Below are 24680 nucleotides of genomic sequence, written 5' to 3'. Positions count from 1 at the left end.
TCACTCCCGATGGTCGTGGGTCTGGGTGATACGGCCCTGTTCCACGTGAAACAAGGCGACTGGCGTTTCCGTCTGCCAGCCTTCCCTCAAAAATTCTTGATCTACACAGGTGATGAACACCTGGCAGCGTAATTCTTCCAACAAGCGGCATAACGCCTGACGATGTTGTTCGTCCAGTTCGGAGGGCAGGTCGTCCACCAGGTAAACACACTGGCTGCGACGCGCCTGACTTACGAGATGTCCTTGTGCGATCCGTAAGGCGCACACCACTAGCTTTTGCTGGCCGCGGGACAGTATGTCTGCTGCATTGTGCGCGCCTAACCTCAGACGCAGGTCCGCACGTTGCGGACCGGCTTGGGTATGTCCCATTTGCTGGTCGCGATGCAGGGAATTGGCGAGCACCGTGCTCAGCTCTTTCTCTTTATCCCAGCCTCGGTAATAACTGAGCGACAAACCTTTCAGTTCAACCAGCTCGCTCAAGGTCTGTTCAAAAATCGGCTTCAGGGCCGTGATGTAAGCACGGCGAAACTGATCGATTTCATCGCTGGCCAGACACAGCTCTCGGTCCCAGGCCGCTTGGGAAGCGGCGTCAAGTGTACCATGCCGCAGCCATGAGTTCCGCTGCCGCAAAGCCTTCTGAAGCCGCTGCCAAGTCGCCATGAAACGAGGTTCCACGTGGAACACACCCCAGTCCAGAAACTGACGTCTGATTTTCGGAGCACCTTCGAGTAGTCGAAAACTATCGGGGTTGATCAGTTGCAGGGGCAGGATTTCAGCAAGCTGTGCTGCGCTACGCGCATTCTGCCCATCGATTCGAATCTGGAATTCGCCGTGGCGATCGCGGGAAATACCCAGCGCGCTGTGGCCACTGTCCACCAGTTCCACCTGGCCAAAAACCGTACAGGCCGGTTGTTCGTGCTGGATAACCGGAAGCAGGCGAGTGCTACGAAAAGAGCGCGCCAATCCGAGCAGGTGAATTGCTTCGAGCACGCTGGTCTTGCCGCTGCCGTTGGCGCCGTAAAGGATGTTGATACGCGGGGAGGGGGAAAAGGTCACCGGGTGCAGATTGCGCACCCCGGTGACCGAGATGCGGCTAAGAGACATCTAGATTCCGCAGCGCAAGATTACAGGCGCATCGGCATGACGACATATGCAGAGTCGTCGTTGTCCGACTCTTGCAGAAGCGCACTGCTGTTGGAATCGGACAGGATCAGACGAACCTGGTCGGTCGTCATCACGCCCAGCACGTCGAGCAGATAGCTGACGTTGAAACCGATTTCCAGAGAGCCCCCGTTGTACTCCACGCCGATCTCTTCTTCCGCTTCTTCCTGCTCCGGGTTGTTGGCCTGAATCTTCAGCTGACCATTCGCCAGTTGAAGACGAATGCCCCGGTACTTCTCATTGGAAAGAATCGCGGTCCGGCTGAACGCCTCGCGTAGCGCCTGACGATCGCCCAGGACCAGCTTGTCGCCACCTTTGGGCAGAACGCGCTCGTAGTCCGGGAACTTGCCGTCCACCAGTTTGGAGGTAAAGGTGAACTCGCCCGTCGTTGCCCGAATGTGATGCTGGCCGAGCACGATGCTCACAATGCCGTCCTGCTCGGTGAGCAGGCGGGCCATCTCAAGGATGCCTTTACGAGGAACGATGACCTGATGACGATCAGCCTGACCGATTTCCGCAGCCATCGAACACATCGCCAGCCGGTGACCATCAGTCGCCACGGCGCGCAATACGCCGGCGCTGACTTCCAGCAGCATACCGTTGAGGTAGTAACGCACGTCCTGCTGAGCCATGGCAAAGCTGGTGCGCTCGATCAGACGACGCAGTTTGCTCTGAACCAGATCGAAGGTCAGCGATCCTGGACCTTCTTCCACAGTCGGGAAATCATTGGCCGGCAGTGTGGACAGCGTAAAGCGGCTGCGACCAGCCTTGACTACCAGCTTGGCGTCATCGACCTTGACGTCGATCAGCGCATCGCTGGGCAGGCTCTTGCAGATATCCATCAGCTTGCGCGCGGGCACTGTGATCTCGCCGGGCTCGGCGGTCTCTTCCAGTTGCACGCGGCCAACCAGTTCGACTTCCAGGTCCGTGCCGGTGAGTGACAATTGTTGCCCTTCGACAACCAGCAGCACGTTGGAAAGTACCGGCAAGGTCTGACGGCGTTCGACTACGCCGGCGACCAATTGCAGGGGTTTCAACAGGGCTTCGCGTTGAATGGTGAAATGCATGGTCTAGTCCCTTGCCTTAATAAGCTGTACTGGCTTCATCACGTAGTCAGAGTTCGCAGCAGGTTCTTGTAATCCTCACGGATGTCCGCGTCGGATTCCTTGAGTTCGTTGATCTTGCGGCAGGCGTGCAGAACGGTCGTGTGATCACGGCCACCGAACACATCGCCAATCTCCGGCAGACTGTGATTGGTCAGCTCCTTTGACAGAGCCATCGCAACCTGGCGCGGCCGCGCGACTGAACGGGAACGACGCTTGGACAGCAGATCGGAGATCTTGATCTTGTAATACTCGGCCACGGTCCGCTGAATGTTATCCACGCTCACCAGCTTGTCCTGCAACGCGAGCAAATCTTTCAGCGACTCACGAATGAGTTCGATCGTGATGTCGCGGCCCATGAAGTGAGAGTGAGCAATGACACGCTTGAGCGCACCTTCGAGTTCTCGGACATTGGAGCGGATACGCTGGGCGATGAAAAAAGCGGCGTCATGCGGCAGATCGACCTTGGCCTGATCCGCCTTCTTCATGAGGATTGCCACCCGGGTTTCAAGCTCCGGAGGCTCCACCGCGACGGTGAGTCCCCAACCGAATCGAGACTTGAGACGCTCTTCCAGCCCTTCGATCTCTTTCGGATAGCGGTCGCTGGTGAGAATCACCTGCTGGCCACCTTCGAGCAATGCGTTGAAGGTGTGGAAAAACTCTTCTTGGGAACGTTCCTTGCGAGCGAAGAACTGAATGTCGTCGATGAGCAGGGCGTCGACCGACCGGTAGAAGCGTTTGAACTCATTGATTGCGTTCAACTGCAATGCCTTGACCATGTCGGCCACAAAACGCTCGGAATGCAGGTAGACCACTTTGGCGTTCGGATTCTTCTTTAGCAGATGGTTACCCACAGCATGCATCAAGTGGGTTTTACCCAGACCCACGCCGCCGTATAGAAAAAGCGGGTTGTAACCATGCTTGGGGTTGTCCGCCACCTGCCAGGCCGCAGCCCGGGCCAGCTGGTTGGACTTACCTTCCACGAAATTCTCGAAGGTGAACGTGCGGTTCAGATAGCTGGTGTGCTTGAGCGCACCTTCTACCTGCACAGTACGCTGCTCGGCGCGAACGGGCGCCTGTTGAGCGCTGGCACCAGCCATCGGATCGAAACTGTCGCGCGATGGTTCGGCCTCTGTGTCGGAAAGACGAACGGCTGACGTCGGGGCGGCAGGCGCAGGGGCGGGCGCTGCAACCTGGGCCGGAGCCGGGGCGGCGGTGTGCGCCGCGCTGGCAGCCAGTGCCTGCGACGCGGCTGCGGCAAGCGGAGCGTTGGGAGCAGCGCGGGGCGCTGAGCTGCGCTTGCTTCCTATTAATAAGGAAAGGGCGGGCGCCATCCCCTGACCATGCTCGCCCAACAGCTCGAGCAGACGCCCTAGATACTTTTCATTGACCCAGTCAAGCACGAACCGATTTGGCGCGTAGACACGCAGCTCATCGCCTTCGGCTTCTACCTGCAATGGTCGGATCCAAGTGTTGAATTGCTGGGCAGGCAGCTCCTCGCGCAAAAGCTCCACGCACTGCTGCCAAAGTTCCACTGACACGGATATCCCCTGAGTTGAAAGCCGGATAGGCCAAAACAACCGCCATTGTAACGATCCGATGCCGACTTATCCACATGAAGCTTTGCGTCTGTCTATCGCGAGTGCCGGATATGGCATCACCTGCAAAGGAAAACGAGGACAACTTGAGCTATGTGGATAAGTTGGCTTCAGCCCACTGAATAACCCGGACCCGAAATCTGTGGATAACCTCCCTGTGGATAAATCCTCAAGGCTTCCACAGGTTTTCCGATGCTGCCGCACAGCCGCAGCACCGCTTCTCGACAGAGTTAAAAATTCATTAAAGCTTTGTAAAACAATGGTTTGGTTGTGTTATCCACAGACAAGCCGAACCCTAATCTTAATAAGCTTTACAAAAAAGCTTTAAATATTCCCTTCTTTTTATTTCTGTAGCTGACAGGAACCGGTGTGGTCCTCGGCCCGAGGCTGTCCAGGTCCTTATAGAAAGGAGATGAAGGAAAAGCTGGTTGGAAATTGACCTGCTCGCTTGCTTTCTCTAGAATCCCCGGTCTCTTAAAACGGGGGCCATTCCGGCCCGTAGTGGACGAACCAGGTAACACGCCATGAAACGTACTTTCCAACCCAGCACTATCAAGCGCGCCCGCACTCACGGTTTCCGTGCTCGCATGGCCACCAAGAACGGCCGTGCAGTCCTTTCGCGTCGTCGCGCCAAAGGCCGTAAGCGTCTGGCAGTTTGATTAATCGGCACTGGTGGTGAGTCGAGACTTCAGTCGGGAAAAGCGTTTGCTGACTCCCCGGCATTTCAAGGCGGTCTTTGACTCCCCAACCGGCAAGGTTCCGGGGAAGAATCTCCTGCTCCTTGCGCGCAACAACGACCTGCCTCACCCCCGCCTTGGGCTGGTGATAGGTAAAAAGAGCGTGAAGCTTTCCGTTGAGCGCAACCGCCTGAAGCGCCTCATGCGCGAATCCTTTCGTCTGCACCAGGACAATCTGGTGGGCTGGGATATCGTGATCGTCGCGCGTAAAGGCTTGGGTGACGTAGAAAACCCTGAACTGATTCAGCATTTCGGCAAGCTCTGGAAACGTCTGGCGCGCAGCCGACCCACTTCGCAAGCACCGTCCGAAACTGCGGGAGTAGACAGTCCAGATGCGTAAACTGGCACTCGTTCCGATCCAGTTTTATCGCTATGCCATTAGCCCGCTGATGGCCAGTCACTGTCGTTTTTATCCCTCCTGCTCCTGCTATGCGTATGAAGCCATCGATAGTCATGGCCTTTTGCGCGGCGGCTGGCTGACACTTCGTCGCCTAGGTCGCTGTCATCCGTGGAATTCCGGCGGTTACGACCCTGTTCCACCTGTTTCCACCTCCCGTTCTTCTTCGATGGCCGAGTAATCATGGATATTAAACGCACGATCCTGATCGTCGCCCTTGCAATCGTGACCTACGTCGGGGTTCTGAAATGGAACCAAGACTACGGCCAGGCTGCCATGCCGACCCAGAATGTTGCAGCGACGCCAGCCGCACCGGCAATTCCGGACACAGCCGCCGCTGCTCCGAGCGCCGATGTTCCCAGCGCTACCGCCAACAATGCAGCGCCGCTGGAAACTCCAGTCGTGGCAAGCAAGGATCTGATCAAGGTCAAGACCGACGTGCTCGATCTCGCGATCGATCCGGTAGGTGGCGACGTAGTGCAACTGCGTCTTCCGCTTTATCCACGTCGTCAGGATCGCCCGGACGTTCCGTTTCAGCTGTTCGACAATGGCGGCGAGCGGACTTTTCTGGCCCAAAGCGGCCTGACCGGCACCAACGGGCCTGATGCACGTCCCGCGGGTCGTCCGCTTTATTCGACCGAGCAGAAAACTTATCAACTGGCTGACGGCCAGAATGAGCTGGTCATCGACCTCAAGTTCTCCGAGAACGGTGTCAACTACACCAAGCGCTTCACGTTCAAGCGCGGTCTGTACGACCTGGTAGTGACCTATCTTGTGGATAACCAGAGCGGCCAGCCCTGGGCAGGCAACCTGTTCGCTCAGCTGAAGCGCGATGCCAGCTCCGATCCTTCGTCGACTACCGCTACAGGGACCGCCACTTATCTTGGCGCGGCCATGTGGACAGCGGCCGAGCCGTACAAGAAAGTGTCGATGAAAGACATCGACAAGGGTCAGATTCGCGAAACCGTACAGGGCGGCTGGGTTGCCTGGCTGCAGCACTACTTCGTGACCGCGTGGATTCCGGATCACAACGCCAGTAACGCGGTCCAGACTCGCAAGGACAGCCAGGGCAACTACATCATCGGCTTCACCAGCCCGACCCTGGCCGTGGCGCCTGGCACTACCGGCCAGACTACCGCAACTCTGTATGCAGGCCCGAAAAGCCAGGCGGTGCTCAAGGAGTTATCCCCAGGTCTGGAGCTGACAGTCGACTACGGCATCCTGTGGTTCATCGCCCAGCCTATCTTCTGGTTGCTGCAGCATATCCACGCCATCCTGGGTAACTGGGGCTGGTCGATCATCATCCTGACCATGTTGATCAAAGGTCTGTTTTTCCCGCTTTCCGCGGCCAGCTACAAGTCGATGGCCCGGATGCGTGCGGTGGCTCCAAAGCTTGCAGCCCTGAAAGAGCAGCATGGCGATGATCGTCAGAAGATGTCCCAGGCGATGATGGAGCTGTACAAGAAAGAGAAGATCAACCCGCTGGGCGGCTGTCTGCCGATCCTCGTGCAAATGCCGGTCTTCCTGTCCCTGTACTGGGTACTGCTGGAAAGCGTCGAAATGCGTCAGGCGCCGTGGATCCTGTGGATCACTGACCTGTCGATCAAGGACCCTTTCTTCATCCTGCCGATCATCATGGGCGCGACCATGTTCATCCAGCAGCGTCTGAACCCGGCTCCTCCGGATCCGATGCAGGCGAAGGTCATGAAAATGATGCCAATCATCTTCACCTTCTTCTTCCTGTGGTTCCCTGCAGGTCTGGTTCTGTACTGGGTTGTGAACAACACCCTGTCCATTGCGCAGCAGGCCTACATCACTCGCAGAATCGAGTCGGCGGCCAAGAAAGCCGCAGCCTGATCTACGCTGTGAACACGTTCGACAAAGCGCCCCCTCGTGGGGCGTTTTGCTATCTGTCAGTTTTCCAGGAGTCGAACCATGAACGTCCCTCGTGAAACCATCGTCGCGGTTGCCACTGCCCAAGGCCGGGGCGGTGTCGGTATCGTCCGGGTATCCGGCCCTATGGCCGGCGAAATCGCCCAAGCGGTTCTGGGTCATCAGCCCAGGCCTCGCTTCGCTCACTACGGTCCGTTCAAGGATGAAACCGATGCTGTGATCGACGAGGGGATCGCCCTGTATTTCCCCGGACCGAACTCCTTTACCGGTGAGGATGTGCTGGAACTGCAGGGACACGGCGGGCCGGTCGTGCTGGATATGCTGCTGCAACGATGCGTCGAGCTGGGGAGCCGCCCGGCGCGTCCTGGAGAGTTCAGCGAGCGCGCGTTTCTCAATGACAAGCTGGACCTTGCGCAAGCCGAGGCGATCGCCGATCTGATCGAAGCCAGTTCGGCCCAGGCAGCGCGCAATGCCTTGCGTTCGCTGCAAGGCGCATTTTCCAGACGTGTGGATAACCTCACGGAAGCGCTGATCAGTCTGCGCATCTATGTGGAAGCCGCCATCGATTTCCCGGAGGAAGAGATCGACTTTCTGGCGGACGGCCATGTGCTGCGCATGCTGGATGCCGTACGAGACGATTTATCCACAGTACTGCGCGAAGCCGGGCAGGGCGCGCTTTTGCGCGACGGGATGACTGTAGTGATTGCCGGGCGGCCAAATGCCGGCAAGTCCAGCCTGCTCAATGCGCTGGCGGGGCGCGAAGCGGCCATCGTGACCGAAATCGCGGGCACTACTCGCGACGTGTTGCGCGAACATATCCACATCGACGGTATGCCGCTGCACGTCGTTGATACCGCAGGGCTCCGGGACACGGACGATCAGGTCGAGATGATCGGCGTCCAGCGCGCGCTCAAGGCCATCGGAGAAGCGGATCGCATTCTGCTCGTCGTCGATGCGACCGCTCCCGAAGCTGTGGATCCTTTTGCCCTGTGGCCGGAATTTCTCGAGCAGCGCCCGGATCCGGCCAGAGTGACCTTGATACGCAACAAGGCAGATCTGAGCGGAGATCCCGTCGCGCTGGAAAGCAGTGCCGATGGTCATGTCACAATCAGTCTCAGCGCCAAGGATGCTGGTCAGGGACTGGACCTTCTGCGCGACCATTTGAAGGCGTGCATGGGTTATGAGCAAACGGCCGAGAGTAGCTTCAGCGCCCGTCGCCGGCACCTTGAAGCGTTACGTCAGGCTAGCCGCGCTCTGGAGCATGGTCGTGAACAGCTGACTCTGGCGGGCGCCGGAGAGCTGCTCGCCGAAGACCTGCGCCTGGCCCAGCACTCGCTGGGAGAAATTACCGGCGCATTCAGTTCGGACGACCTGCTGGGTCGCATCTTCTCGAGCTTCTGTATTGGCAAGTAACTGACACCCCTCCCGACGGGCGGTTGAAGCTAACCGCCCGCTCTTCCCGCCCCAGCTGTTATCCACACCTCCATACGTACCACTTCCCGAAGCGCTGTTCATAAGCGGCTTCTCCGATCGCCATTTCTCGTCATTTCGATTTCGTGAAAAGCCCAAAGCCTTCCTTTCTTCTCCGCGCCTGTGCCCTGTGCATAACCTCGAATCTGCTCGGTTGATAACCCACCTTGAAACCTGAATACAAACCGCCCTGTGAATAAGTCGTCACTTAATCCACAGGCTAAAATCCGTTATCCAGAGCGCTCCGTGCCACATGACCACAGGGTTCAAAATCTCTGTACATATTGAAAACAAAGGCTTTCAGAGATCTATCCACAGATAGGCTGTCCTGTAAGAATAAACATAAAAACAAGGTTTTATAAAATTTCTTTCTTTTTTATTTTCTTTGTCCGACCGCTTTTCCACAGCTGGTTAAATTTTGTGCAACGGGTTTCATTCAGGTAGGGGAAGTCCCTATACTTGTCAGCTATCCCAATTTCCCATCGACAACAGGCACGAGGTGCGTGGTGGATTTCCCTTCCCGTTTTGAAGTGATCGTCATCGGTGGCGGTCATGCCGGTACCGAGGCTGCACTGGCGTCCGCGCGCATGGGTGTGAAAACCCTGCTGCTGACGCATAACGTGGACACCCTCGGCCACATGAGTTGCAACCCCGCCATTGGCGGTATCGGTAAGAGCCATCTGGTAAAGGAAATCGACGCGCTCGGTGGAGCGATGGCGATGGCCACCGATAAGGGCGGAATTCAATTCCGCGTATTGAACAGCCGCAAAGGTCCGGCGGTACGAGCGACCCGGGCACAGGCTGACCGTAGTCTCTACAAGGCAGCAATCAGAGAGGCCCTGGAAAACCAGCCGAACCTGTGGATATTCCAGCAATCCTGCGATGACGTGATTGTCGAGCAGGATCAGGTCCGCGGTGTGGTCACTCAGATGGGCCTGCGTTTCATGGCCGACTCCGTGGTTCTGACCACCGGTACCTTCCTGGGCGGTCTTATCCACATTGGCATGCAGAATTATTCGGGTGGTCGCGCAGGTGACCCGCCTTCGGTTTCGCTGGCTCATCGCCTGCGTGAACTGCCGCTTCGGGTAGGGCGCCTGAAAACCGGTACGCCGCCGCGCATCGATGGCCGTTCCGTGGATTTCTCGGTAATGACCGAGCAGCCAGGCGACACCCCGATTCCGGTCATGTCGTTCCTGGGCTCGAAAGAACAGCATCCCAAGCAGGTGAGTTGCTGGATTACCCACACCAACGAACGCACCCACGAGATCATCGCGTCCAATCTTGATCGCTCACCCATGTATTCCGGCGTGATCGAGGGCATCGGGCCGCGTTACTGTCCTTCCATCGAGGACAAGATTCACCGCTTCGCGGACAAGGCCAGCCACCAAGTGTTCATCGAACCCGAAGGCCTGACCACGCACGAGCTGTATCCCAACGGAATCTCGACGTCCTTGCCGTTCGATGTGCAGTTGCAGATCGTTCGCTCGATTCGCGGCATGGAAAACGCACATATCGTTCGTCCCGGCTATGCCATCGAATACGATTACTTCGACCCGCGCGATCTCAAGTACAGCCTGGAGACCAAAGTCATCGGCGGCCTGTTTTTCGCCGGGCAGATCAATGGAACGACCGGCTACGAAGAGGCCGGTGCCCAGGGGCTCCTCGCAGGGACCAATGCGGCACTGCGCGCGCAGGGCAAGGAAAGCTGGTGCCCGCGTCGTGATGAGGCCTACATCGGGGTGCTGGTGGACGATCTGATTACCCTGGGTACTCAAGAGCCGTACCGTATGTTCACGTCACGCGCTGAGTACCGCCTGATCCTGCGCGAAGACAATGCCGATCTGCGCCTGACCGAAAAAGGTCGCGAACTGGGCCTGGTTGATGATGTTCGCTGGGCTGCCTTCTGCGCCAAGCGGGAAAACATCGAGCGTGAAGAGCAACGCATGAAAAGCACCTGGATACGTCCAGGCACTCAACAAGGCGACGCGATTGCAGAGCATTTCGGCACGCCGCTGACTCACGAGTACAACCTGCTGAATCTGTTGACCCGGCCGGAAATCGACTATGCGAATCTGGTGTCGATCACCGGTCAGGGCTGCGATGACCCTCAGGTCGCCGAACAGGTGGAGATCAAGGCCAAGTACGCCGGGTACATCGAGCGGCAACAGGACGAAATCGCCCGCTTGCGCGCAAGCGAAGACACTCGTCTGCCGACGGATATCGACTACGCCGCCATTTCCGGGCTGTCCAAGGAAATTCAAGGCAAGCTGGGGATAACTCGGCCGGAGACGCTCGGTCAGGCATCTCGTATTCCTGGCGTGACGCCAGCAGCCATTTCCCTGTTGATGATTCACCTGAAAAAACGCGGCGCGGGCCGTCAGTTGGAGCAAAGCGCTTGAGTTCTATGGTCACCCCGCAACATGCAGCCGAGTTATCCACTGGTGCCCAGGCGCTGGGCGTGGATTTGAGCGAGCGGCAGCACGCGCAGCTGCTCGATTATCTGGCCTTGTTGATAAAGTGGAACAAGGCGTACAACCTGACCGCGGTGCGAAACCCTGATGAAATGGTTTCCCGCCATCTGCTCGACAGTCTGAGCGTAGTGCCATTCATCGATGGCGAGCGCTGGCTGGATGTAGGCAGCGGAGGCGGAATGCCCGGTATTCCTCTGGCTATCATGTTTCCAGAGATGAAAATCTCCCTGCTGGACAGCAATGGCAAGAAAACCCGCTTCCAGACACAGGTCAAACTGGAGCTGAAGCTGGATAACCTGGAAGTTATCCACAGTCGTGCAGAGGCGTACCAGCCTGCTCAGCCGTTCACCGGAATCATTTCGCGTGCTTTCAGCAGTCTGGAAGATTTCAGCAACTGGACCCGGCACATGGGCAACACTGAAACGCGCTGGCTTGCAATGAAGGGGCTGCATCCTGCCGATGAACTGGTAGCATTGCCGGCGGATTTTCGTCTCGATAGCGCACAAGCCTTGGCCGTTCCAGGTTGCCAAGGCCAACGTCATCTGCTGATACTGCGCCGCACGGCATGATTGGGAACACAAGCAAGAATGGCTAAGGTATTCGCGATAGCGAACCAGAAAGGTGGTGTAGGCAAGACCACCACATGCATCAACCTCGCAGCGTCCCTCGTGGCGACCAAGCGACGTGTACTGCTGATCGATCTCGACCCTCAGGGGAATGCGACGATGGGCAGTGGTGTGGATAAACACAACCTGGAAAACTCCGTCTACGACCTGCTGATCGGCGAGTGCGACCTGGCTCAGGCGATGCAGTTTTCCGAACACGGCGGTTATCAACTGCTGCCGGCCAACCGTGATCTGACGGCGGGCGAAGTGGTGCTGCTGGAAATGCAGATGAAGGAGAGCCGTCTGCGCAACGCGCTGGCGCCGATCCGGGAAAACTACGATTTCATTCTCATCGACTGCCCGCCGTCGCTGTCGATGCTGACGCTCAATGCCCTGGTTGCGTCCGATGGGGTCATCATCCCCATGCAGTGCGAGTACTTCGCGCTCGAAGGACTCAGCGACCTTGTGGATAACATCAAGCGTATCGGTGAGCTGCTCAATCCACAGCTGAAGATCGAAGGGCTGCTGCGCACGATGTACGATCCGCGTCTGAGCCTGATCAACGATGTATCCGCGCAGCTCAAGGAACATTTCGGCGACCAGCTGTACGACACCGTGATTCCACGCAACATCCGTCTGGCGGAAGCGCCTAGCTTTGGCATGCCGGTGCTCGCGTATGACAAGTCTTCCCGAGGCGCACAGGCTTACCTGGCCCTGGCCAGTGAACTGGTCCGCCGTCAACGTCGCAGCTCCAAAGCCGCTCAGCCCACCTAAGGAAATCCCATGGCCGTCAAGAAACGAGGTCTCGGACGTGGGTTGGACGCGCTTCTGAGCAGTCCAACCGTCAGTTCGCTGGAAGAGCAGGCCGTCAAGGCCGACAAGCGCGAATTGCAGCACGTGCCGCTGGACGTGATTCAGCGAGGCAAGTATCAGCCGCGCCGGGACATGGATCCTCAGGCGCTGGAAGAGCTGGCGCAGTCGATCAAGACCCAGGGCGTCATGCAGCCGATCGTGATCCGTCCGATCGGCGACAACCGCTTTGAAATCATCGCCGGCGAGCGGCGCTGGCGCGCGAGTCAGCAGGCGGGCGTCGAAACCATTCCGGCGATGGTCCGGGATGTTCCGGACGAAGCGGCCATCGCCATGGCGCTGATCGAAAACATCCAGCGCGAAGACCTCAATCCGATCGAGGAAGCACTGGCACTGCAGCGCCTGCAGCATGAGTTCCAGCTGACTCAGCAGCAAGTGGCCGATGCCGTCGGCAAGTCCCGGGTCAGCGTGGCGAACCTGTTGCGCCTGATCGCCTTGCCGGAAGTCATCAAGACGATGCTGTCCCACGGCGATCTGGAAATGGGTCATGCCCGTGCCCTGCTCGGTCTTGCCGAAGATCAGCAGGTCGAAGGGGCGCGTCATGTTGTCGCACGCGGACTGACCGTGCGCCAGACCGAGGCACTGGTCAGGCAGTGGTTGAGCGGCAAGCCCGCGGCTGCCGAGCCCGTCAAGGCTGATCCCGACATCAGCCGCCTCGAACAGCGGCTGGCGGAGCGTCTGGGCTCAGCGGTCCAGATCAGGCATGGTCAGAAAGGGAAAGGCCAGTTAGTCATTCGTTACAACTCGCTGGACGAGTTGCAGGGAGTGCTTGCCCACATCCGCTGAAACAATTGGCGCGTAGCGTGTAGTCGGAAAACACTTCCTTACAGTTGAATAGGGAGTTAACCGCCCCTATACTCTGCGCGCATTTTGTCGGCACAAATTATGCCAAGTTAAAGATTATGGCGACCGACAGGAAAGGAGCAGTCGTAATGGAATCACGCATGCCAGACCGCTTGCCGTTCCATCGACTCGCGGTCTTTCCGGTACTGCTGGCTCAATTGATCGTTCTGGTACTGGCTTCTCTGGCGCTATGGCAGTGGCGGGGCGGCGTTGAGGGGTATTCGGGGCTCTGCGGAGGCCTGATAGCGTGGCTGCCCAATCTGTATTTCGCTCATAAGGCATTCCGGTATTCCGGGGCCAGGGCGGCACAAGCCATCGTCCGGTCTTTTTATGCCGGCGAGGCAGGCAAACTTATTTTTACGGCAGTGCTGTTCGCACTGACGTTTGCAGGCGTCAAGCCGCTGGCACCACTGGCGGTTTTCGGTGTGTTCATGTTGATCCAGGTGGTCAACTGGTTCGCCCCCCTGCTTACGAGAACAAGACTTTCGAGACCTTAGGGCGTTTGAGGCAACCATGGCAGAGCAGACAGCTTCGGGCTATATCCAGCACCACTTGCAGAACCTCACATTCGGTCAGATGCCGAACGGTGATTGGGGCTTCGCCCACACCGCGGCGGAAGCGAAGGAAATGGGCTTCTGGGCTTTCCACGTCGATACGCTCGGCTGGTCCGTGGCCCTGGGCCTGATCTTCGTCCTGCTTTTCCGCATGGCGGCGAAAAAAGCCACTTCCGGCCAGCCGGGAGCACTGCAGAACTTCGTCGAGGTTCTGGTCGAGTTCGTCGACGGCAGCGTCAAGGACAGCTTCCATGGCCGCAGCGCCGTGATCGCGCCGCTGGCACTGACCATCTTCGTCTGGGTATTCCTGATGAACGCCATCGACCTGGTACCGGTCGACTGGATTCCGCAGCTGGCCATCCTGTTCTCGGGCGACGAGCACATTCCGTTCCGCGCAGTGTCGACCACCGACCCTAACGCCACGCTGGGCATGGCGCTTTCGGTATTCGCGCTGATCATTTTCTACAGCATCAAGGTCAAGGGCATCGGCGGCTTCATCGGCGAACTGACCCTGCATCCTTTCAGCAGCAAGAACATGCTGGTTCAGGTGCTGCTGATCCCTGTGAACTTCCTGCTCGAGTTCGTGACCCTGGTCGCCAAGCCTATCTCCCTGGCGCTGCGACTGTTCGGCAACATGTACGCCGGCGAACTCGTATTCATCCTGATTGCCGTGATGTTCGGCAGCGGTCTGCTCTGGCTGAGCGGCCTGGGTGTGGTTCTTCAGTGGGCGTGGGCGGTATTCCACATCCTGATCATCACCCTGCAAGCGTTCATCTTCATGATGCTGACCATCGTCTACCTGTCGATGGCTCACGAAGATAACCATTGAGATCAGCCCGCGGGCTTATCTGATGACCCTCTCGCTCCGGTGAGAGGGAGCCGCAAGCGGGAGACCGCAAGGGCTTAGCTACAAACGATTCTGTTTCACCGTTTCAATTAAAAAACCTAACCAATACGACGTAAAAGTCGGGAGGAAAGATGGAAACTGTAGTTGGTCTAACCGCTATCGCTGTTGCACTGTTGATCGGCCTGGGCGCACTGGGTACCGCAATCGGTTTCGGCCTGTTGGGCGGCAAGTTCCTGGAAGGCGCTGCTCGCCAGCCAGAGATGGTTCCAATGCTGCAAGTCAAGATGTTCATCGTTGCGGGCCTGCTCGACGCCGTAACCATGATCGGTGTTGGTATCGCTCTGTTCTTCACCTTTGCGAACCCCTTCGTTGGTCAACTCGCTGGCTAATCTCTCGAGTATTCGAGTTGATTGGTGTGATGGACAACGAACGAGCGAGGTGTTGGCGTGAACATTAATGCAACCCTGATTGGCCAGTCCGTTGCGTTCTTCATTTTTGTGCTGTTCTGCATGAAGTTCGTGTGGCCTCCGGTCATCGCGGCTTTGCACGAACGTCAGAAGAAGATCGCGGATGGACTGGACGCTGCCAGCCGAGCAGCTCGCGACCTGGAGCTGGCCCAAGACAAAGTGGGTCAGCAACTGCGCGAAGCTAAAGCTCAGGCAGCCGAAATCATTGAGCAGGCGAAGAAGCGCGGTGCGCAGATCGTCGACGAAGCCCGTGAACAGGCTCGCGTCGAAGCTGACCGTGTGAAAGCTCAGGCTCAGGCCGAGATCGAGCAGGAACTGAACGGCGTCAAAGACGCGCTGCGCGCCCAGCTGGGCAGCCTGGCGGTCAACGGTGCCGAGAAGATCCTGGGTGCCACAATCGATCAAAACGCGCACGCGGAGCTGGTTAATAAACTGGCAGCTGAAATTTAAGCGAGGGCGATCATGGCAGAACTGACCACGTTGGCCCGACCTTACGCTAAGGCGGCCTTCGAGCACGCGCAGGCCCACCAGCAACTGGCCAATTGGTCAGCCATGCTCGGCCTGGCTGCTGCGGTGTCGCAAGACGACACCATGCAGCGCATGCTCAAGGCCCCGCGACTGACGAGCGCACAAAAGGCCACCGCTTTCATTGAAGTGTGTGGCGACAAGTTCGATGCCAAGGCACAGAATTTCATCCAGGTCGTTGCTGAAAACGATCGTCTCCCGCTCTTGCCGGAGATCGCCGAACTGTTCGACCTGTACAAGGCCGAGCAGGAAAAATCGGTCGACGTGGATGTCACCAGTGCTTTCGCATTGAACCAAGAACAGCAAGACAAACTCGCCAAGGTTCTCAGTGCACGGCTCGGCCGGGAAGTGCGCCTGCACGCTGCGGAGGACCCCACCCTGATCGGTGGTGTCGTGATCCGCGCCGGCGACCTGGTTATCGATGGCTCAGTTCGCGGGAAGATCTCGCAACTAGCCGAAGCATTGAAATCTTGAGTTTGAAGGGGCAGCAGAGCAATGCAGCAACTCAATCCTTCCGAAATAAGTGAAATCATCAAGGGTCGCATCGAGAAGCTCGATGTAACCTCTCAAGCCCGTAACGAAGGCACTGTCGTCAGCGTGTCTGACGGTATCGTGCGGATTCACGGTCTCGCCGACGTCATGTACGGCGAAATGATCGAGTTCCCGGACGGCGTCTATGGTATGGCGCTGAACCTTGAGCAAGACTCCGTCGGTGCCGTTGTACTGGGCTCCTACACCACTCTGGCTGAAGGCATGAGTGCCAAGTGCACCGGTCGCATCCTCGAAGTTCCGGTCGGTCCGGAACTGCTGGGTCGCGTAGTCGATGCCCTGGGTAACCCAGTTGACGGCAAAGGCCCTCTGAACAACGTCATCACCGACGCTGTCGAGAAAGTCGCACCGGGCGTGATCTGGCGTAAGTCGGTCGACCAGCCTGTGCAGACCGGCTACAAGGCGGTCGACGCCATGATCCCAGTCGGCCGTGGCCAGCGTGAGCTGATCATCGGTGACCGCCAGATCGGTAAAACCGCGATGGCCATCGACGCGATCATCAACCAGAAAGACAGCGGTATCTTCTGCGTCTACGTGGCTGTTGGTCAGAAACAGTCGACCATCGCCAACGTCGTGCGCAAGCTCGAAGAAAACGGTGCACTGGCCAACACCATCATCGTTGCCGCAAGTGCTTCCGAATCCGCCGCGCTGCAATTCCTCGCGCCGTACTCGGGCTGCACCATGGGCGAATACTTCCGCGACCGCGGTGAAGACGCGCTGATCGTTTATGACGATCTGTCCAAGCAGGCTGTGGCTTATCGCCAGATCTCCCTGCTGCTGCGCCGTCCACCAGGCCGTGAAGCTTACCCAGGTGACGTTTTCTACCTCCACTCCCGTCTGCTGGAGCGCGCATCGCGTGTTTCCGAGGAGTACGTAGAGAAGTTCACCAATGGCGCAGTGACTGGCAAGACCGGTTCCCTGACTGCACTGCCGATCATCGAAACCCAGGCTGGCGACGTTTCCGCGTTCGTTCCGACCAACGTGATTTCCATCACCGACGGTCAGATCTTCCTGGAATCGGCCATGTTCAACTCCGGCATCCGTCCGGCAGTGAACGCCGGTGTTTCGGTATCCCGTGTAGGTGGCGCCGCTCAGACCAAGATCATCAAGAAGCTGTCCGGTGGTATCCGTACCGCACTGGCTCAGTACCGTGAACTGGCGGCATTCGCCCAGTTCGCATCTGACCTGGACGAGGCTACCCGCAAGCAGCTTGAGCATGGTCAGCGCGTTACCGAGCTGATGAAGCAGAAGCAATACGCGCCGATGTCTATCGCGGATATGTCGCTGTCCCTGTACGCCGCTGAACGTGGCTTCCTGGCTGACGTCGAGATTCCGAAAATCGGCAGCTTCGAGCAGGCTCTGATTGCTTACTTCAACCGCGATCACGCCGACCTGATGGCGAAGATCAACGTGAAGGGTGACTTCAATGACGAAATCGACTCTGGCCTGAAGGCTGGTATCGAGAAGTTCAAGGCCACCCAAACCTGGTAAGCCGCAGCGGGAACCGCGAGGTTCCCGCTTGCTAACCTGATAGGTGTTACATGGCAGGCGCAAAAGAGATTCGCAGCAAGATTGCGAGCATCAAAAGCACGCAAAAGATCACCAGCGCCATGGAAAAAGTGGCGGTCAGCAAAATGCGCAAGGCTCAGTCCCGCATGGCTGCTAGCCGTCCTTACGCGGAGCGCATCCGCCAGGTGATTGGTCATCTCGCCAACGCCAACCCGGAATACCGTCACCCGTTCATGATCGATCGCGAAGTAAAGCGCGTCGGTTATGTCGTAGTGAGCAGTGACCGTGGTTTGTGCGGTGGTCTGAACACCAACCTGTTCAAGGCGTTGGTCAAGGACATGGCCGTAAACCGTGAAAACGGCGTAGAGATCGATCTGTGCGTGGTCGGCAGCAAAGGTGCGGCCTTTTTCCGCAACTTCGGCGGTAACGTCGTCGCTGCGATCAGCCACCTGGGCGAAGAGCCGTCGATCAATGACCTGATCGGCAGCGTCAAGGTGATGCTGGATGCCTACCTGGATGGCCGGATTGACCGCCTGTCCGTGGTGTCCAACAAGTTCATCAACACCATGACCCAGCAGCCAACGGTGGAGCAACTGATTCCGCTGGTGGCAACCCCGGATCAGGAACTCAAGCACCACTGGGACTACCTCTACGAACCCGACGCCAAAGAGCTGCTAGACGGCCTGATGGTTCGCTACGTGGAATCGCAGGTCTACCAGGCGGTGGTCGAGAACAACGCAGCTGAACAAGCAGCGCGGATGATCGCAATGAAAAACGCCACCGACAACGCCGGTGATCTGATCAGCGATTTGCAGCTGATCTACAACAAGGCGCGTCAGGCAGCGATCACCCAAGAGATCTCGGAAATCGTCGGCGGCGCTGCCGCGGTTTAACGGTTCAAATATTCAGAGGAACCAGCTAATGAGTAGCGGACGTATCGTTCAAATCATCGGCGCCGTGATCGACGTGGAATTTCCACGCGATAGCGTACCGAGCATCTTCAACGCGCTGAGTGTACAAGGCGCAGAAACCACCCTGGAAGTTCAGCAGCAGCTGGGCGACGGCGTGGTTCGTACCATTGCGATGGGTTCGACCGAAGGCTTGAAGCGCGGTCTGAACGTCAACGACAGCGGTAAATCCATTTCCGTGCCGGTTGGTAAAGCGACTCTGGGCCGGATCATGGACGTACTGGGCAACCCGATCGACGAAGCGGGCCCGATCGGTGAAGAAGAGCGCTGGGGTATTCACCGTCCAGCACCGTCCTTCGCTGAGCAGGCAGGCGGCAACGACCTGCTGGAAACCGGCATCAAGGTTATCGACCTGGTCTGCCCGTTCGCCAAGGGTGGTAAAGTTGGTCTGTTCGGTGGCGCCGGTGTCGGCAAGACCGTAAACATGATGGAACTGATCCGTAACATCGCCATCGAGCACAGCGGTTATTCCGTGTTCGCCGGTGTGGGTGAGCGTACTCGTGAGGGTAACGACTTCTACCACGAGATGAAGGATTCCAACGTTCTGGACAAGGTTGCTCTGGTCTACGGCCAGATGAACGAGCCACCAGGAAACCGTCTGCGCGTAGCGCTGACCGGCCTGACCATGGCCGAGAAGTTCCGTGACGAAGGTAACGACGTTCTGCTGTTCGTCGACAACATCTATCGTTACACCCTGGCCGGTACCGAAGTATCCGCACTGCTGGGCCGTATGCCTTCCGCAGTAGGTTACCAGCCTACCCTGGCCGAAGAGATGGGCGCCCTGCAGGAGCGTATCACTTCGACCAAGAACGGTTCGATTACCTCGATCCAGGCCGTATACGTACCTGCGGACGACCTGACCGACCCGTCGCCAGCGACCACGTTCGCTCACCTGGACGCCACCGTCGTTCTGTCCCGTGACATCGCCTCGCTGGGTATCTACCCTGCGGTCGACCCACTGGACTCGACTTCGCGCCAGCTGGACCCGAACATTATCGGCCAGGAACACTACGACACCGCTCGTGGCGTTCAGTATGTTCTGCAGCGCTACAAAGAGCTGAAGGACATCATCGCGATCCTGGGTATGGACGAGCTGTCGGAAACCGACAAGCAGCTGGTTAACCGTGCTCGTAAGATCCAGCGCTTCCTGTCCCAGCCATTCTTCGTGGCTGAAGTCTTCACCGGTGCTTCGGGTAAATACGTTTCCCTGAAAGACACCATTGCTGGCTTCAAAGGCATCCTCAACGGTGACTACGACCACCTGCCAGAGCAGGCGTTCTACATGGTTGGCGGCATCGAAGAAGCGATCGAGAAAGCCAAGAAACTGTAATCCTGGCGCCCGGCAACGGGCGCTAATCAGGTTGAGGCAAGCAAATGGCTATGACAGTCCATTGCGACATCGTCAGCGCGGAAGGGGAAATCTTCTCCGGTCTGGTCGAGATGGTGATTGCGCACGGCAACCTGGGTGATATTGGTATCGCCCCAGGCCACGCGCCGCTGATCACTGATCTGAAGCCGGGCCCGATCCGTTTGACCAAGCAGGGCGGAGACACCGAGGTGTTCTACATCTCCGGTGGTTTCCTTGAGGTTCAGCCGAACATGGTCAAGGTGCTTGCCGATACTGTGCAACGCGCTGCCGACCTGGACGAAGCCTCTGCTCAGGCAGCCGTACTGGCTGCGGAGAAGGCCCTGAACGAGAAAGGCGCGGATTTCGACTACGGCTCCGCAACTGCTCGTCTGGCCGAGGCTGCAGCTCAGCTGCGCACCGTCCAGCAGATTCGCAAGAAGTTTGGCGGTTAATCCCGTCACTTCGGATGCGATTGAGAAAAAGGGTAGCCTCGGCTACCCTTTTTCTTTTTTCAGTCTTACCCCGCCCACGGCTTTCCCGGCCGCTCAGTTGGTAGTCCAGTCATGTCCCTCGATATCGTCATTCTCGCCGCTGGCCAAGGTACCCGGATGCGCTCGGCGCTACCGAAAGTGCTGCACCCGGTCGCCGGCAATTCCATGCTCGGTCATGTTATCCACAGCGCGCGTCAGTTATCCCCAAATGGAATTCACGTCGTCATTGGTCACGGTGCGGAAGCGGTGCGTGATCGCCTCGACGCGCCTGACCTGAATTTCGTCATGCAGGCCCAGCAACTCGGCACGGGCCACGCAGTCGCTCAGACACTTCCTGATCTGAAAGCCGACACGGTGCTGATCCTTTACGGAGATGTTCCGCTGATCGAGGTCGACACCTTGAAGCGTCTGCTCGAACTGGTTTCTGCCGAGCAGATCGGTCTGCTGACGGTAGAGCTGGCGGACCCGACCGGCTATGGCCGTATCGTTCGGGACGAGCAGAACCGCGTGCAAGCGATTGTCGAGCACAAGGATGCGACCGACGCCCAGAGAGCGATTACCGAGGGCAATACCGGGATTCTTGCCGTTCCAGGCAAGCACCTCGCCGACTGGATGGGTCGTCTGTCCAATGACAACGCCCAGGGCGAGTATTACCTGACCGATGTCATCGCAATGGCGGTGGCCGATGGCCTCGTGGTCGCGACCGTTCAGCCACAGGATCCGATGGAGGTTCAGGGCGCCAACGACCGGCGTCAGCTTGCAGAGCTTGAGCGCCACTACCAGTTCAGGGAAGCTCGACGCTTGATGACCCAAGGCGTGACCTTGCGTGATCCGGCGCGTTTCGACGTACGAGGCGAGGTGACTGTCGGTCGCGACGTGATGATCGACATCAACGTAGTGCTGGAAGGCAAAGTGATCATCGAAGATGACGTGATTATCGGCGCCAACTGCGTGATTAAGGACAGCGTCCTGCGCAAGGGCGCTGTTGTGAAAGCCAACAGTCATCTCGAAGGCGCCGTGATGGGCGAGGGCAGTGACGCAGGTCCTTTTGCCCGTCTGCGCCCTGGCAGCGAGCTGGGACCGAAGGCGCATGTGGGTAACTTCGTCGAGCTCAAGAATGCTCATCTGGGCGAAGGCGCCAAAGCGGGTCACCTGACCTACCTGGGCGACGCCCGAATCGGCGCTCGTACCAACATTGGCGCTGGCACCATCACCTGCAACTATGACGGCGCAAACAAACACCAGACAGTATTGGGTGAAGACGTCTTCATTGGCTCAAACAACTCGCTGGTTGCGCCTGTGGATATCTCGTCCGGCGCGACCACCGCCGCTGGATCGACCATCACTCAGAACGTTCCTGCCGAGCAGTTGGGCGTAGCCAGAGCGCGCCAGCGCAACATCGAAGGCTGGAAGCGCCCGGTCAAGATCAAAAAGCCATAAGTTACCTACAGCTGCAAAAGATCCCGTGAGCGCTATCCACAGGCACACGGGATTTTTTTATCCACCTCATTTTGCTTATGCACAGGACCGCTTGGAACTGAATCTGTAAGAACGCTGTTGACGGATTCAGGAGAATAGGTTTTGATTGGCTTCGTTATCTTTCGTATCGAAACTTAGGTTGCCAATGTCGAAACGTAATACGCCACAACGTCGCCACAACATCCTCGCTCTCCTGAATGAGTGCGGCGAGGTGAGCGTGGATGATCTGGCCAAGCGTTTTGAAACGTCGGAAGTCACGATCCGCAAGGATCTGGCTGCCCTGGAAACCAACGGGCTTCTGCTGCGGCGATACGGTGGAGCCGTGACGCTTCCGCAAGAGCTTATCCACGAAACCGTGCAGCCGATCTCGCGCTATAAGAAAGCGATTGCCCAAGCGGCCGCCGAACGTATTCGCGAACATGCCCGCATCATTGTCGACAGCGGCAGCACCACGGCGGCATTGATACCCCAACTGGGCTCACGACCCGGGCTGGTGGTCATGACCAATTCGATGCATGTCGCTAGGGCCCTGACGGACCTGGAGCATGAACCGGTGCTGTTGATGACAGGCGGCACCTGGGATCCGCATTCCGAGTCCTTTCAAGGGCAGGTTGCCGAGCAGGTGCTGCGTTCCTACGACTTCGATCAGCTGTTCATTGGTGCGGACGGCATCGATCTGGAGCGCGGCACCACGACGTTCAACGAATTGCTCGGACTCAGCCGGGTGATGGCTGAAGTGGCCCGTGAAGTGATCGTCATGGTCGAAGCCGACAAAGTCGGCCGCAAAATCCCCAATCTGGAGCTGCCCTGGAGCGGCATCCATACCCTTATTACAGATGAGCGCCTGCCACTCGAAGCACGCGACCAGATACAAGCCCGCGGTATCAATCTGATTTGTGCCGCTGTCAGCTAGGAGAACATCATGTGTGGAATCGTCGGTGCCGTTGCAGAACGTAATATCACAGCCATCTTGCTTGAAGGCCTCAAGCGTCTCGAATATCGCGGCTATGACAGCGCGGGTGTAGCCGTTTTCAGCAATGACGGGGTACTGGAACGCCGTCGCCGCTCGGGCAAGGTCAGTGAACTGGAACAGGCGCTCGCAGCCGAGCCTCTGGTCGGTCGTCTGGGGATTGCTCACACACGTTGGGCCACGCATGGCGCGCCCTGCGAGCGGAACGCGCATCCGCATTTTTCCGCGAATGAACTGGCAGTTGTCCACAACGGCATCATCGAAAACCACGAAGCGCTGCGCGAGCAACTCAAATCACTGGGTTACGTCTTCGTATCCGAAACCGATACCGAGGTGATCGTCCACCTGCTGCACCATAAGCTCAAGACCGATCCGGATCTGGCCGAGGCGCTCAAAGCGACGGTCAAGGAGCTCCATGGCGCGTATGGCCTGGCGGTCATCAGCGCCAGCCAGCCAGATCGTCTGGTAGCGGCTCGCAGCGGCAGTCCGCTGGTAATTGGCCTGGGTCTGGGTGAGAATTTTCTGGCCTCCGATCAGCTTGCGCTGCGTCAGGTCACCGACCGCTTCATGTATCTGGAAGAGGGCGATATCGCCGAAATCCGCCGTGACAGCGTGAAGATCTGGTCCGCCGACGGCTCGCCGGTCGAGCGCGAGACCGTGCAATACCATGAAGGCGCTGAAGCGGCCGACAAAGGCGCATACCGCCACTTCATGCTCAAGGAAATCCACGAACAGCCCAAAGTCGTGCAGCGCACACTGGAAGGTCGTCTGGGACAACAGCAGGTGCTGGTACACGCGTTCGGCCCGCAAGCGGAAGAGCTGTTCGCCAAGGTGCGCAACGTGCAGATCGTCGCATGCGGTACCAGCTACCACGCCGGCATGGTCGCCCGTTACTGGCTCGAAGGTCTGGCCGGCATTCCTTGCCAGGTCGAAGTTGCCAGCGAGTTCCGCTACCGCAAAGTGGTGGTCCAGCCTGACACCCTGTTCGTCTCCATCTCGCAATCCGGCGAGACGGCCGACACCCTCGCGGCCCTGCGCAATGCCAAGGAACTCGGTTTCCTTGGCAGCCTGGCCATCTGCAACGTCGGCATCAGCTCACTGGTACGCGAATCCGACCTGACCCTGCTGACCCAGGCTGGCCCAGAGATCGGCGTTGCGTCGACCAAGGCATTCACCACCCAACTTGTTGCCCTGCTGCTGCTAACGCTGTCGCTGGGCCAGGTCAAAGGCTCGCTCGACGAAGGTGTCGAAGCGGAACTGGTCGAGGAACTGCGCCGTCTTCCGACTCGTCTGGGAGAAGCCTTGGCAATGGATGGCACCGTTGAAAAGGTGGCCGAGCTGTTCGCCGAGAAACACCACACCCTGTTTCTGGGCCGTGGCGCACAATTCCCGGTAGCGATGGAAGGAGCCCTCAAGCTCAAGGAGATTTCCTACATCCACGCCGAAGCCTATCCCGCCGGCGAACTGAAGCACGGCCCGCTGGCGCTGGTCGATGCCGACATGCCGGTCGTCACCGTAGCGCCGAACAATGAACTGCTGGAAAAGCTCAAATCCAATCTGCAGGAAGTGCGCGCGCGCGGCGGCGAACTGGTTGTATTCGCGGATGAACAGGCGCAAATGAAGAACGGCGAAGGCACCCACGTTATCGCGATGCCGCACATCATCGATGCGCTGGCGCCGATTCTGTACACCATCCCGCTGCAACTGCTGTCGTACTACGTGGCCGTGCTCAAGGGTACTGACGTGGACCAGCCGCGGAACTTGGCGAAGTCGGTGACGGTGGAGTAATTATCCACAGGCGGCTTGGAGCTTGATCTTAGAGAAT

24 protein-coding genes are annotated in these 24680 nt (G+C 58.2%); 21 read left to right on the top strand and 3 right to left on the bottom strand.

Translation table 11 applies throughout. The features are described from left to right. Genes recF through dnaA form a run of 3 tightly spaced genes read right to left on the bottom strand, consistent with a single transcriptional unit; the run spans window position 1 to window position 3805 of the window. Window positions 1-1104, bottom strand: coding sequence for a DNA replication/repair protein RecF (recF, locus tag TRP66_RS11520; protein WP_333401799.1), 1104 nt, complete (start codon window positions 1102-1104; stop codon window positions 1-3). A gap of 20 nt (window positions 1105-1124) precedes the next feature. Continuing rightward, window positions 1125-2228: a DNA polymerase III subunit beta gene (dnaN, locus tag TRP66_RS11515; protein ID WP_333401798.1), complete on the bottom strand. Its 1104-nt coding sequence runs from the start codon at window positions 2226-2228 to the stop codon at window positions 1125-1127. Window positions 2229-2266: 38 nt separating this feature from the next. Next, window positions 2267-3805, bottom strand: coding sequence for a chromosomal replication initiator protein DnaA (gene dnaA / locus TRP66_RS11510; RefSeq protein ID WP_333401797.1), 1539 nt, complete (start codon window positions 3803-3805; stop codon window positions 2267-2269). A gap of 581 nt (window positions 3806-4386) precedes the next feature. On the opposite strand from dnaA, the gene rpmH reads away from it, so the two are divergent. The 21 genes from rpmH (at window position 4387) to glmS (ending at window position 24643) form a co-directional block, all read left to right on the top strand. Next, window positions 4387-4521, top strand: a complete 135-nt coding sequence (gene rpmH / locus TRP66_RS11505) for a 50S ribosomal protein L34 (RefSeq protein ID WP_002551315.1) — start codon at window positions 4387-4389, stop codon at window positions 4519-4521. 16 nt (window positions 4522-4537) lie between these two features. After that, entirely contained in the window at window positions 4538-4939 is a 402-nt protein-coding gene (rnpA, locus tag TRP66_RS11500; RefSeq protein ID WP_333401796.1) for a ribonuclease P protein component, read from the top strand. After that, entirely contained in the window at window positions 4932-5177 is a 246-nt protein-coding gene (gene yidD, locus TRP66_RS11495) for a membrane protein insertion efficiency factor YidD (RefSeq protein WP_333401795.1), read from the top strand. Before rnpA ends, yidD begins: the two co-directional genes overlap by 8 nt. A gap of 2 nt (window positions 5178-5179) precedes the next feature. After that, window positions 5180-6853, top strand: coding sequence for a membrane protein insertase YidC (gene yidC, locus TRP66_RS11490; protein WP_333401794.1), 1674 nt, complete (start codon window positions 5180-5182; stop codon window positions 6851-6853). Between the two features lie 78 nt (window positions 6854-6931). Next, a complete protein-coding gene (gene mnmE, locus TRP66_RS11485; protein ID WP_333401793.1) occupies window positions 6932-8302 on the top strand; it encodes a tRNA uridine-5-carboxymethylaminomethyl(34) synthesis GTPase MnmE in 1371 nt (456 codons plus the stop codon). A gap of 563 nt (window positions 8303-8865) precedes the next feature. Further along, complete coding sequence (mnmG, locus tag TRP66_RS11480) at window positions 8866-10758, top strand: tRNA uridine-5-carboxymethylaminomethyl(34) synthesis enzyme MnmG (protein WP_333401792.1); 1893 nt, start codon at window positions 8866-8868, stop codon at window positions 10756-10758. After that, window positions 10755-11399, top strand: a complete 645-nt coding sequence (gene rsmG, locus TRP66_RS11475; RefSeq protein WP_333401791.1) for a 16S rRNA (guanine(527)-N(7))-methyltransferase RsmG — start codon at window positions 10755-10757, stop codon at window positions 11397-11399. The genes mnmG and rsmG overlap by 4 nt, the downstream gene beginning before the upstream one ends. A gap of 18 nt (window positions 11400-11417) precedes the next feature. Continuing rightward, complete coding sequence (locus TRP66_RS11470) at window positions 11418-12209, top strand: ParA family protein (protein ID WP_333401790.1); 792 nt, start codon at window positions 11418-11420, stop codon at window positions 12207-12209. Between the two features lie 9 nt (window positions 12210-12218). After that, window positions 12219-13091, top strand: coding sequence for a ParB/RepB/Spo0J family partition protein (locus TRP66_RS11465; protein ID WP_333401789.1), 873 nt, complete (start codon window positions 12219-12221; stop codon window positions 13089-13091). A 146-nt stretch (window positions 13092-13237) separates the two neighbouring features. Then, complete coding sequence (locus TRP66_RS11460; protein WP_333401788.1) at window positions 13238-13645, top strand: F0F1 ATP synthase subunit I; 408 nt, start codon at window positions 13238-13240, stop codon at window positions 13643-13645. Between the two features lie 16 nt (window positions 13646-13661). Next, window positions 13662-14531, top strand: a complete 870-nt coding sequence (gene atpB / locus TRP66_RS11455; RefSeq protein ID WP_333401787.1) for a F0F1 ATP synthase subunit A — start codon at window positions 13662-13664, stop codon at window positions 14529-14531. A gap of 149 nt (window positions 14532-14680) precedes the next feature. After that, window positions 14681-14938: a F0F1 ATP synthase subunit C gene (gene atpE / locus TRP66_RS11450; RefSeq protein WP_002555987.1), complete on the top strand. Its 258-nt coding sequence runs from the start codon at window positions 14681-14683 to the stop codon at window positions 14936-14938. Between the two features lie 57 nt (window positions 14939-14995). Then, window positions 14996-15466 (top strand): F0F1 ATP synthase subunit B, encoded by a 471-nt coding sequence (locus TRP66_RS11445; RefSeq protein ID WP_333401786.1) that lies wholly within the window; start codon window positions 14996-14998, stop codon window positions 15464-15466. Window positions 15467-15478: 12 nt separating this feature from the next. Further along, a complete protein-coding gene (locus TRP66_RS11440) occupies window positions 15479-16015 on the top strand; it encodes a F0F1 ATP synthase subunit delta (protein ID WP_333401785.1) in 537 nt (178 codons plus the stop codon). Between the two features lie 21 nt (window positions 16016-16036). Continuing rightward, window positions 16037-17581: a F0F1 ATP synthase subunit alpha gene (atpA, locus tag TRP66_RS11435; protein WP_333401784.1), complete on the top strand. Its 1545-nt coding sequence runs from the start codon at window positions 16037-16039 to the stop codon at window positions 17579-17581. Window positions 17582-17631: 50 nt separating this feature from the next. Then, the gene (gene atpG, locus TRP66_RS11430; RefSeq protein WP_333401783.1) at window positions 17632-18492 is read left to right on the top strand and encodes a F0F1 ATP synthase subunit gamma; all 861 of its coding nucleotides are present in this window, start codon (window positions 17632-17634) and stop codon (window positions 18490-18492) included. A 28-nt stretch (window positions 18493-18520) separates the two neighbouring features. Then, the gene (atpD, locus tag TRP66_RS11425; protein ID WP_333401782.1) at window positions 18521-19897 is read left to right on the top strand and encodes a F0F1 ATP synthase subunit beta; all 1377 of its coding nucleotides are present in this window, start codon (window positions 18521-18523) and stop codon (window positions 19895-19897) included. A gap of 44 nt (window positions 19898-19941) precedes the next feature. Next, window positions 19942-20367, top strand: coding sequence for a F0F1 ATP synthase subunit epsilon (locus TRP66_RS11420; RefSeq protein WP_333401781.1), 426 nt, complete (start codon window positions 19942-19944; stop codon window positions 20365-20367). A 111-nt stretch (window positions 20368-20478) separates the two neighbouring features. Next, entirely contained in the window at window positions 20479-21846 is a 1368-nt protein-coding gene (gene glmU / locus TRP66_RS11415) for a bifunctional UDP-N-acetylglucosamine diphosphorylase/glucosamine-1-phosphate N-acetyltransferase GlmU (RefSeq protein WP_333401780.1), read from the top strand. Between the two features lie 184 nt (window positions 21847-22030). Continuing rightward, window positions 22031-22798, top strand: coding sequence for a DeoR/GlpR family DNA-binding transcription regulator (locus TRP66_RS11410; protein ID WP_333401779.1), 768 nt, complete (start codon window positions 22031-22033; stop codon window positions 22796-22798). Window positions 22799-22807: 9 nt separating this feature from the next. Then, the gene (glmS, locus tag TRP66_RS11405) at window positions 22808-24643 is read left to right on the top strand and encodes a glutamine--fructose-6-phosphate transaminase (isomerizing) (protein ID WP_333401778.1); all 1836 of its coding nucleotides are present in this window, start codon (window positions 22808-22810) and stop codon (window positions 24641-24643) included. Window positions 24644-24680 lie beyond the last annotated feature (37 nt).

Source organism: Pseudomonas sp. JDS28PS106 (assembly GCF_036706555.1).
Lineage (GTDB): Bacteria > Pseudomonadota > Gammaproteobacteria > Pseudomonadales > Pseudomonadaceae > Aquipseudomonas.
This window is presented reverse-complemented; position numbering and strand designations above follow the sequence as displayed.

What these genes read in the sequence shown, in the direction of transcription:
- recF (WP_333401799.1), bottom strand. Translation starts at nt 1,104, where the DNA reads ATGTCTCTTAGCCGCATCTCGGTCACCGGGGTGCGCAATCTGCACCCG.
- dnaN (WP_333401798.1), bottom strand. Translation starts at nt 2,228, where the DNA reads ATGCATTTCACCATTCAACGCGAAGCCCTGTTGAAACCCCTGCAATTG.
- rpmH (WP_002551315.1), top strand. Translation starts at nt 4,387, where the DNA reads ATGAAACGTACTTTCCAACCCAGCACTATCAAGCGCGCCCGCACTCAC.
- yidD (WP_333401795.1), top strand. Translation starts at nt 4,932, where the DNA reads ATGCGTAAACTGGCACTCGTTCCGATCCAGTTTTATCGCTATGCCATT.
- yidC (WP_333401794.1), top strand. Translation starts at nt 5,180, where the DNA reads ATGGATATTAAACGCACGATCCTGATCGTCGCCCTTGCAATCGTGACC.
- mnmE (WP_333401793.1), top strand. Translation starts at nt 6,932, where the DNA reads ATGAACGTCCCTCGTGAAACCATCGTCGCGGTTGCCACTGCCCAAGGC.
- TRP66_RS11470 (WP_333401790.1), top strand. Translation starts at nt 11,418, where the DNA reads ATGGCTAAGGTATTCGCGATAGCGAACCAGAAAGGTGGTGTAGGCAAG.
- TRP66_RS11465 (WP_333401789.1), top strand. Translation starts at nt 12,219, where the DNA reads ATGGCCGTCAAGAAACGAGGTCTCGGACGTGGGTTGGACGCGCTTCTG.
- TRP66_RS11460 (WP_333401788.1), top strand. Translation starts at nt 13,238, where the DNA reads ATGGAATCACGCATGCCAGACCGCTTGCCGTTCCATCGACTCGCGGTC.
- atpB (WP_333401787.1), top strand. Translation starts at nt 13,662, where the DNA reads ATGGCAGAGCAGACAGCTTCGGGCTATATCCAGCACCACTTGCAGAAC.
- atpE (WP_002555987.1), top strand. Translation starts at nt 14,681, where the DNA reads ATGGAAACTGTAGTTGGTCTAACCGCTATCGCTGTTGCACTGTTGATC.
- TRP66_RS11440 (WP_333401785.1), top strand. Translation starts at nt 15,479, where the DNA reads ATGGCAGAACTGACCACGTTGGCCCGACCTTACGCTAAGGCGGCCTTC.
- atpA (WP_333401784.1), top strand. Translation starts at nt 16,037, where the DNA reads ATGCAGCAACTCAATCCTTCCGAAATAAGTGAAATCATCAAGGGTCGC.
- atpG (WP_333401783.1), top strand. Translation starts at nt 17,632, where the DNA reads ATGGCAGGCGCAAAAGAGATTCGCAGCAAGATTGCGAGCATCAAAAGC.
- atpD (WP_333401782.1), top strand. Translation starts at nt 18,521, where the DNA reads ATGAGTAGCGGACGTATCGTTCAAATCATCGGCGCCGTGATCGACGTG.
- TRP66_RS11420 (WP_333401781.1), top strand. Translation starts at nt 19,942, where the DNA reads ATGGCTATGACAGTCCATTGCGACATCGTCAGCGCGGAAGGGGAAATC.
- glmU (WP_333401780.1), top strand. Translation starts at nt 20,479, where the DNA reads ATGTCCCTCGATATCGTCATTCTCGCCGCTGGCCAAGGTACCCGGATG.
- TRP66_RS11410 (WP_333401779.1), top strand. Translation starts at nt 22,031, where the DNA reads ATGTCGAAACGTAATACGCCACAACGTCGCCACAACATCCTCGCTCTC.
- glmS (WP_333401778.1), top strand. Translation starts at nt 22,808, where the DNA reads ATGTGTGGAATCGTCGGTGCCGTTGCAGAACGTAATATCACAGCCATC.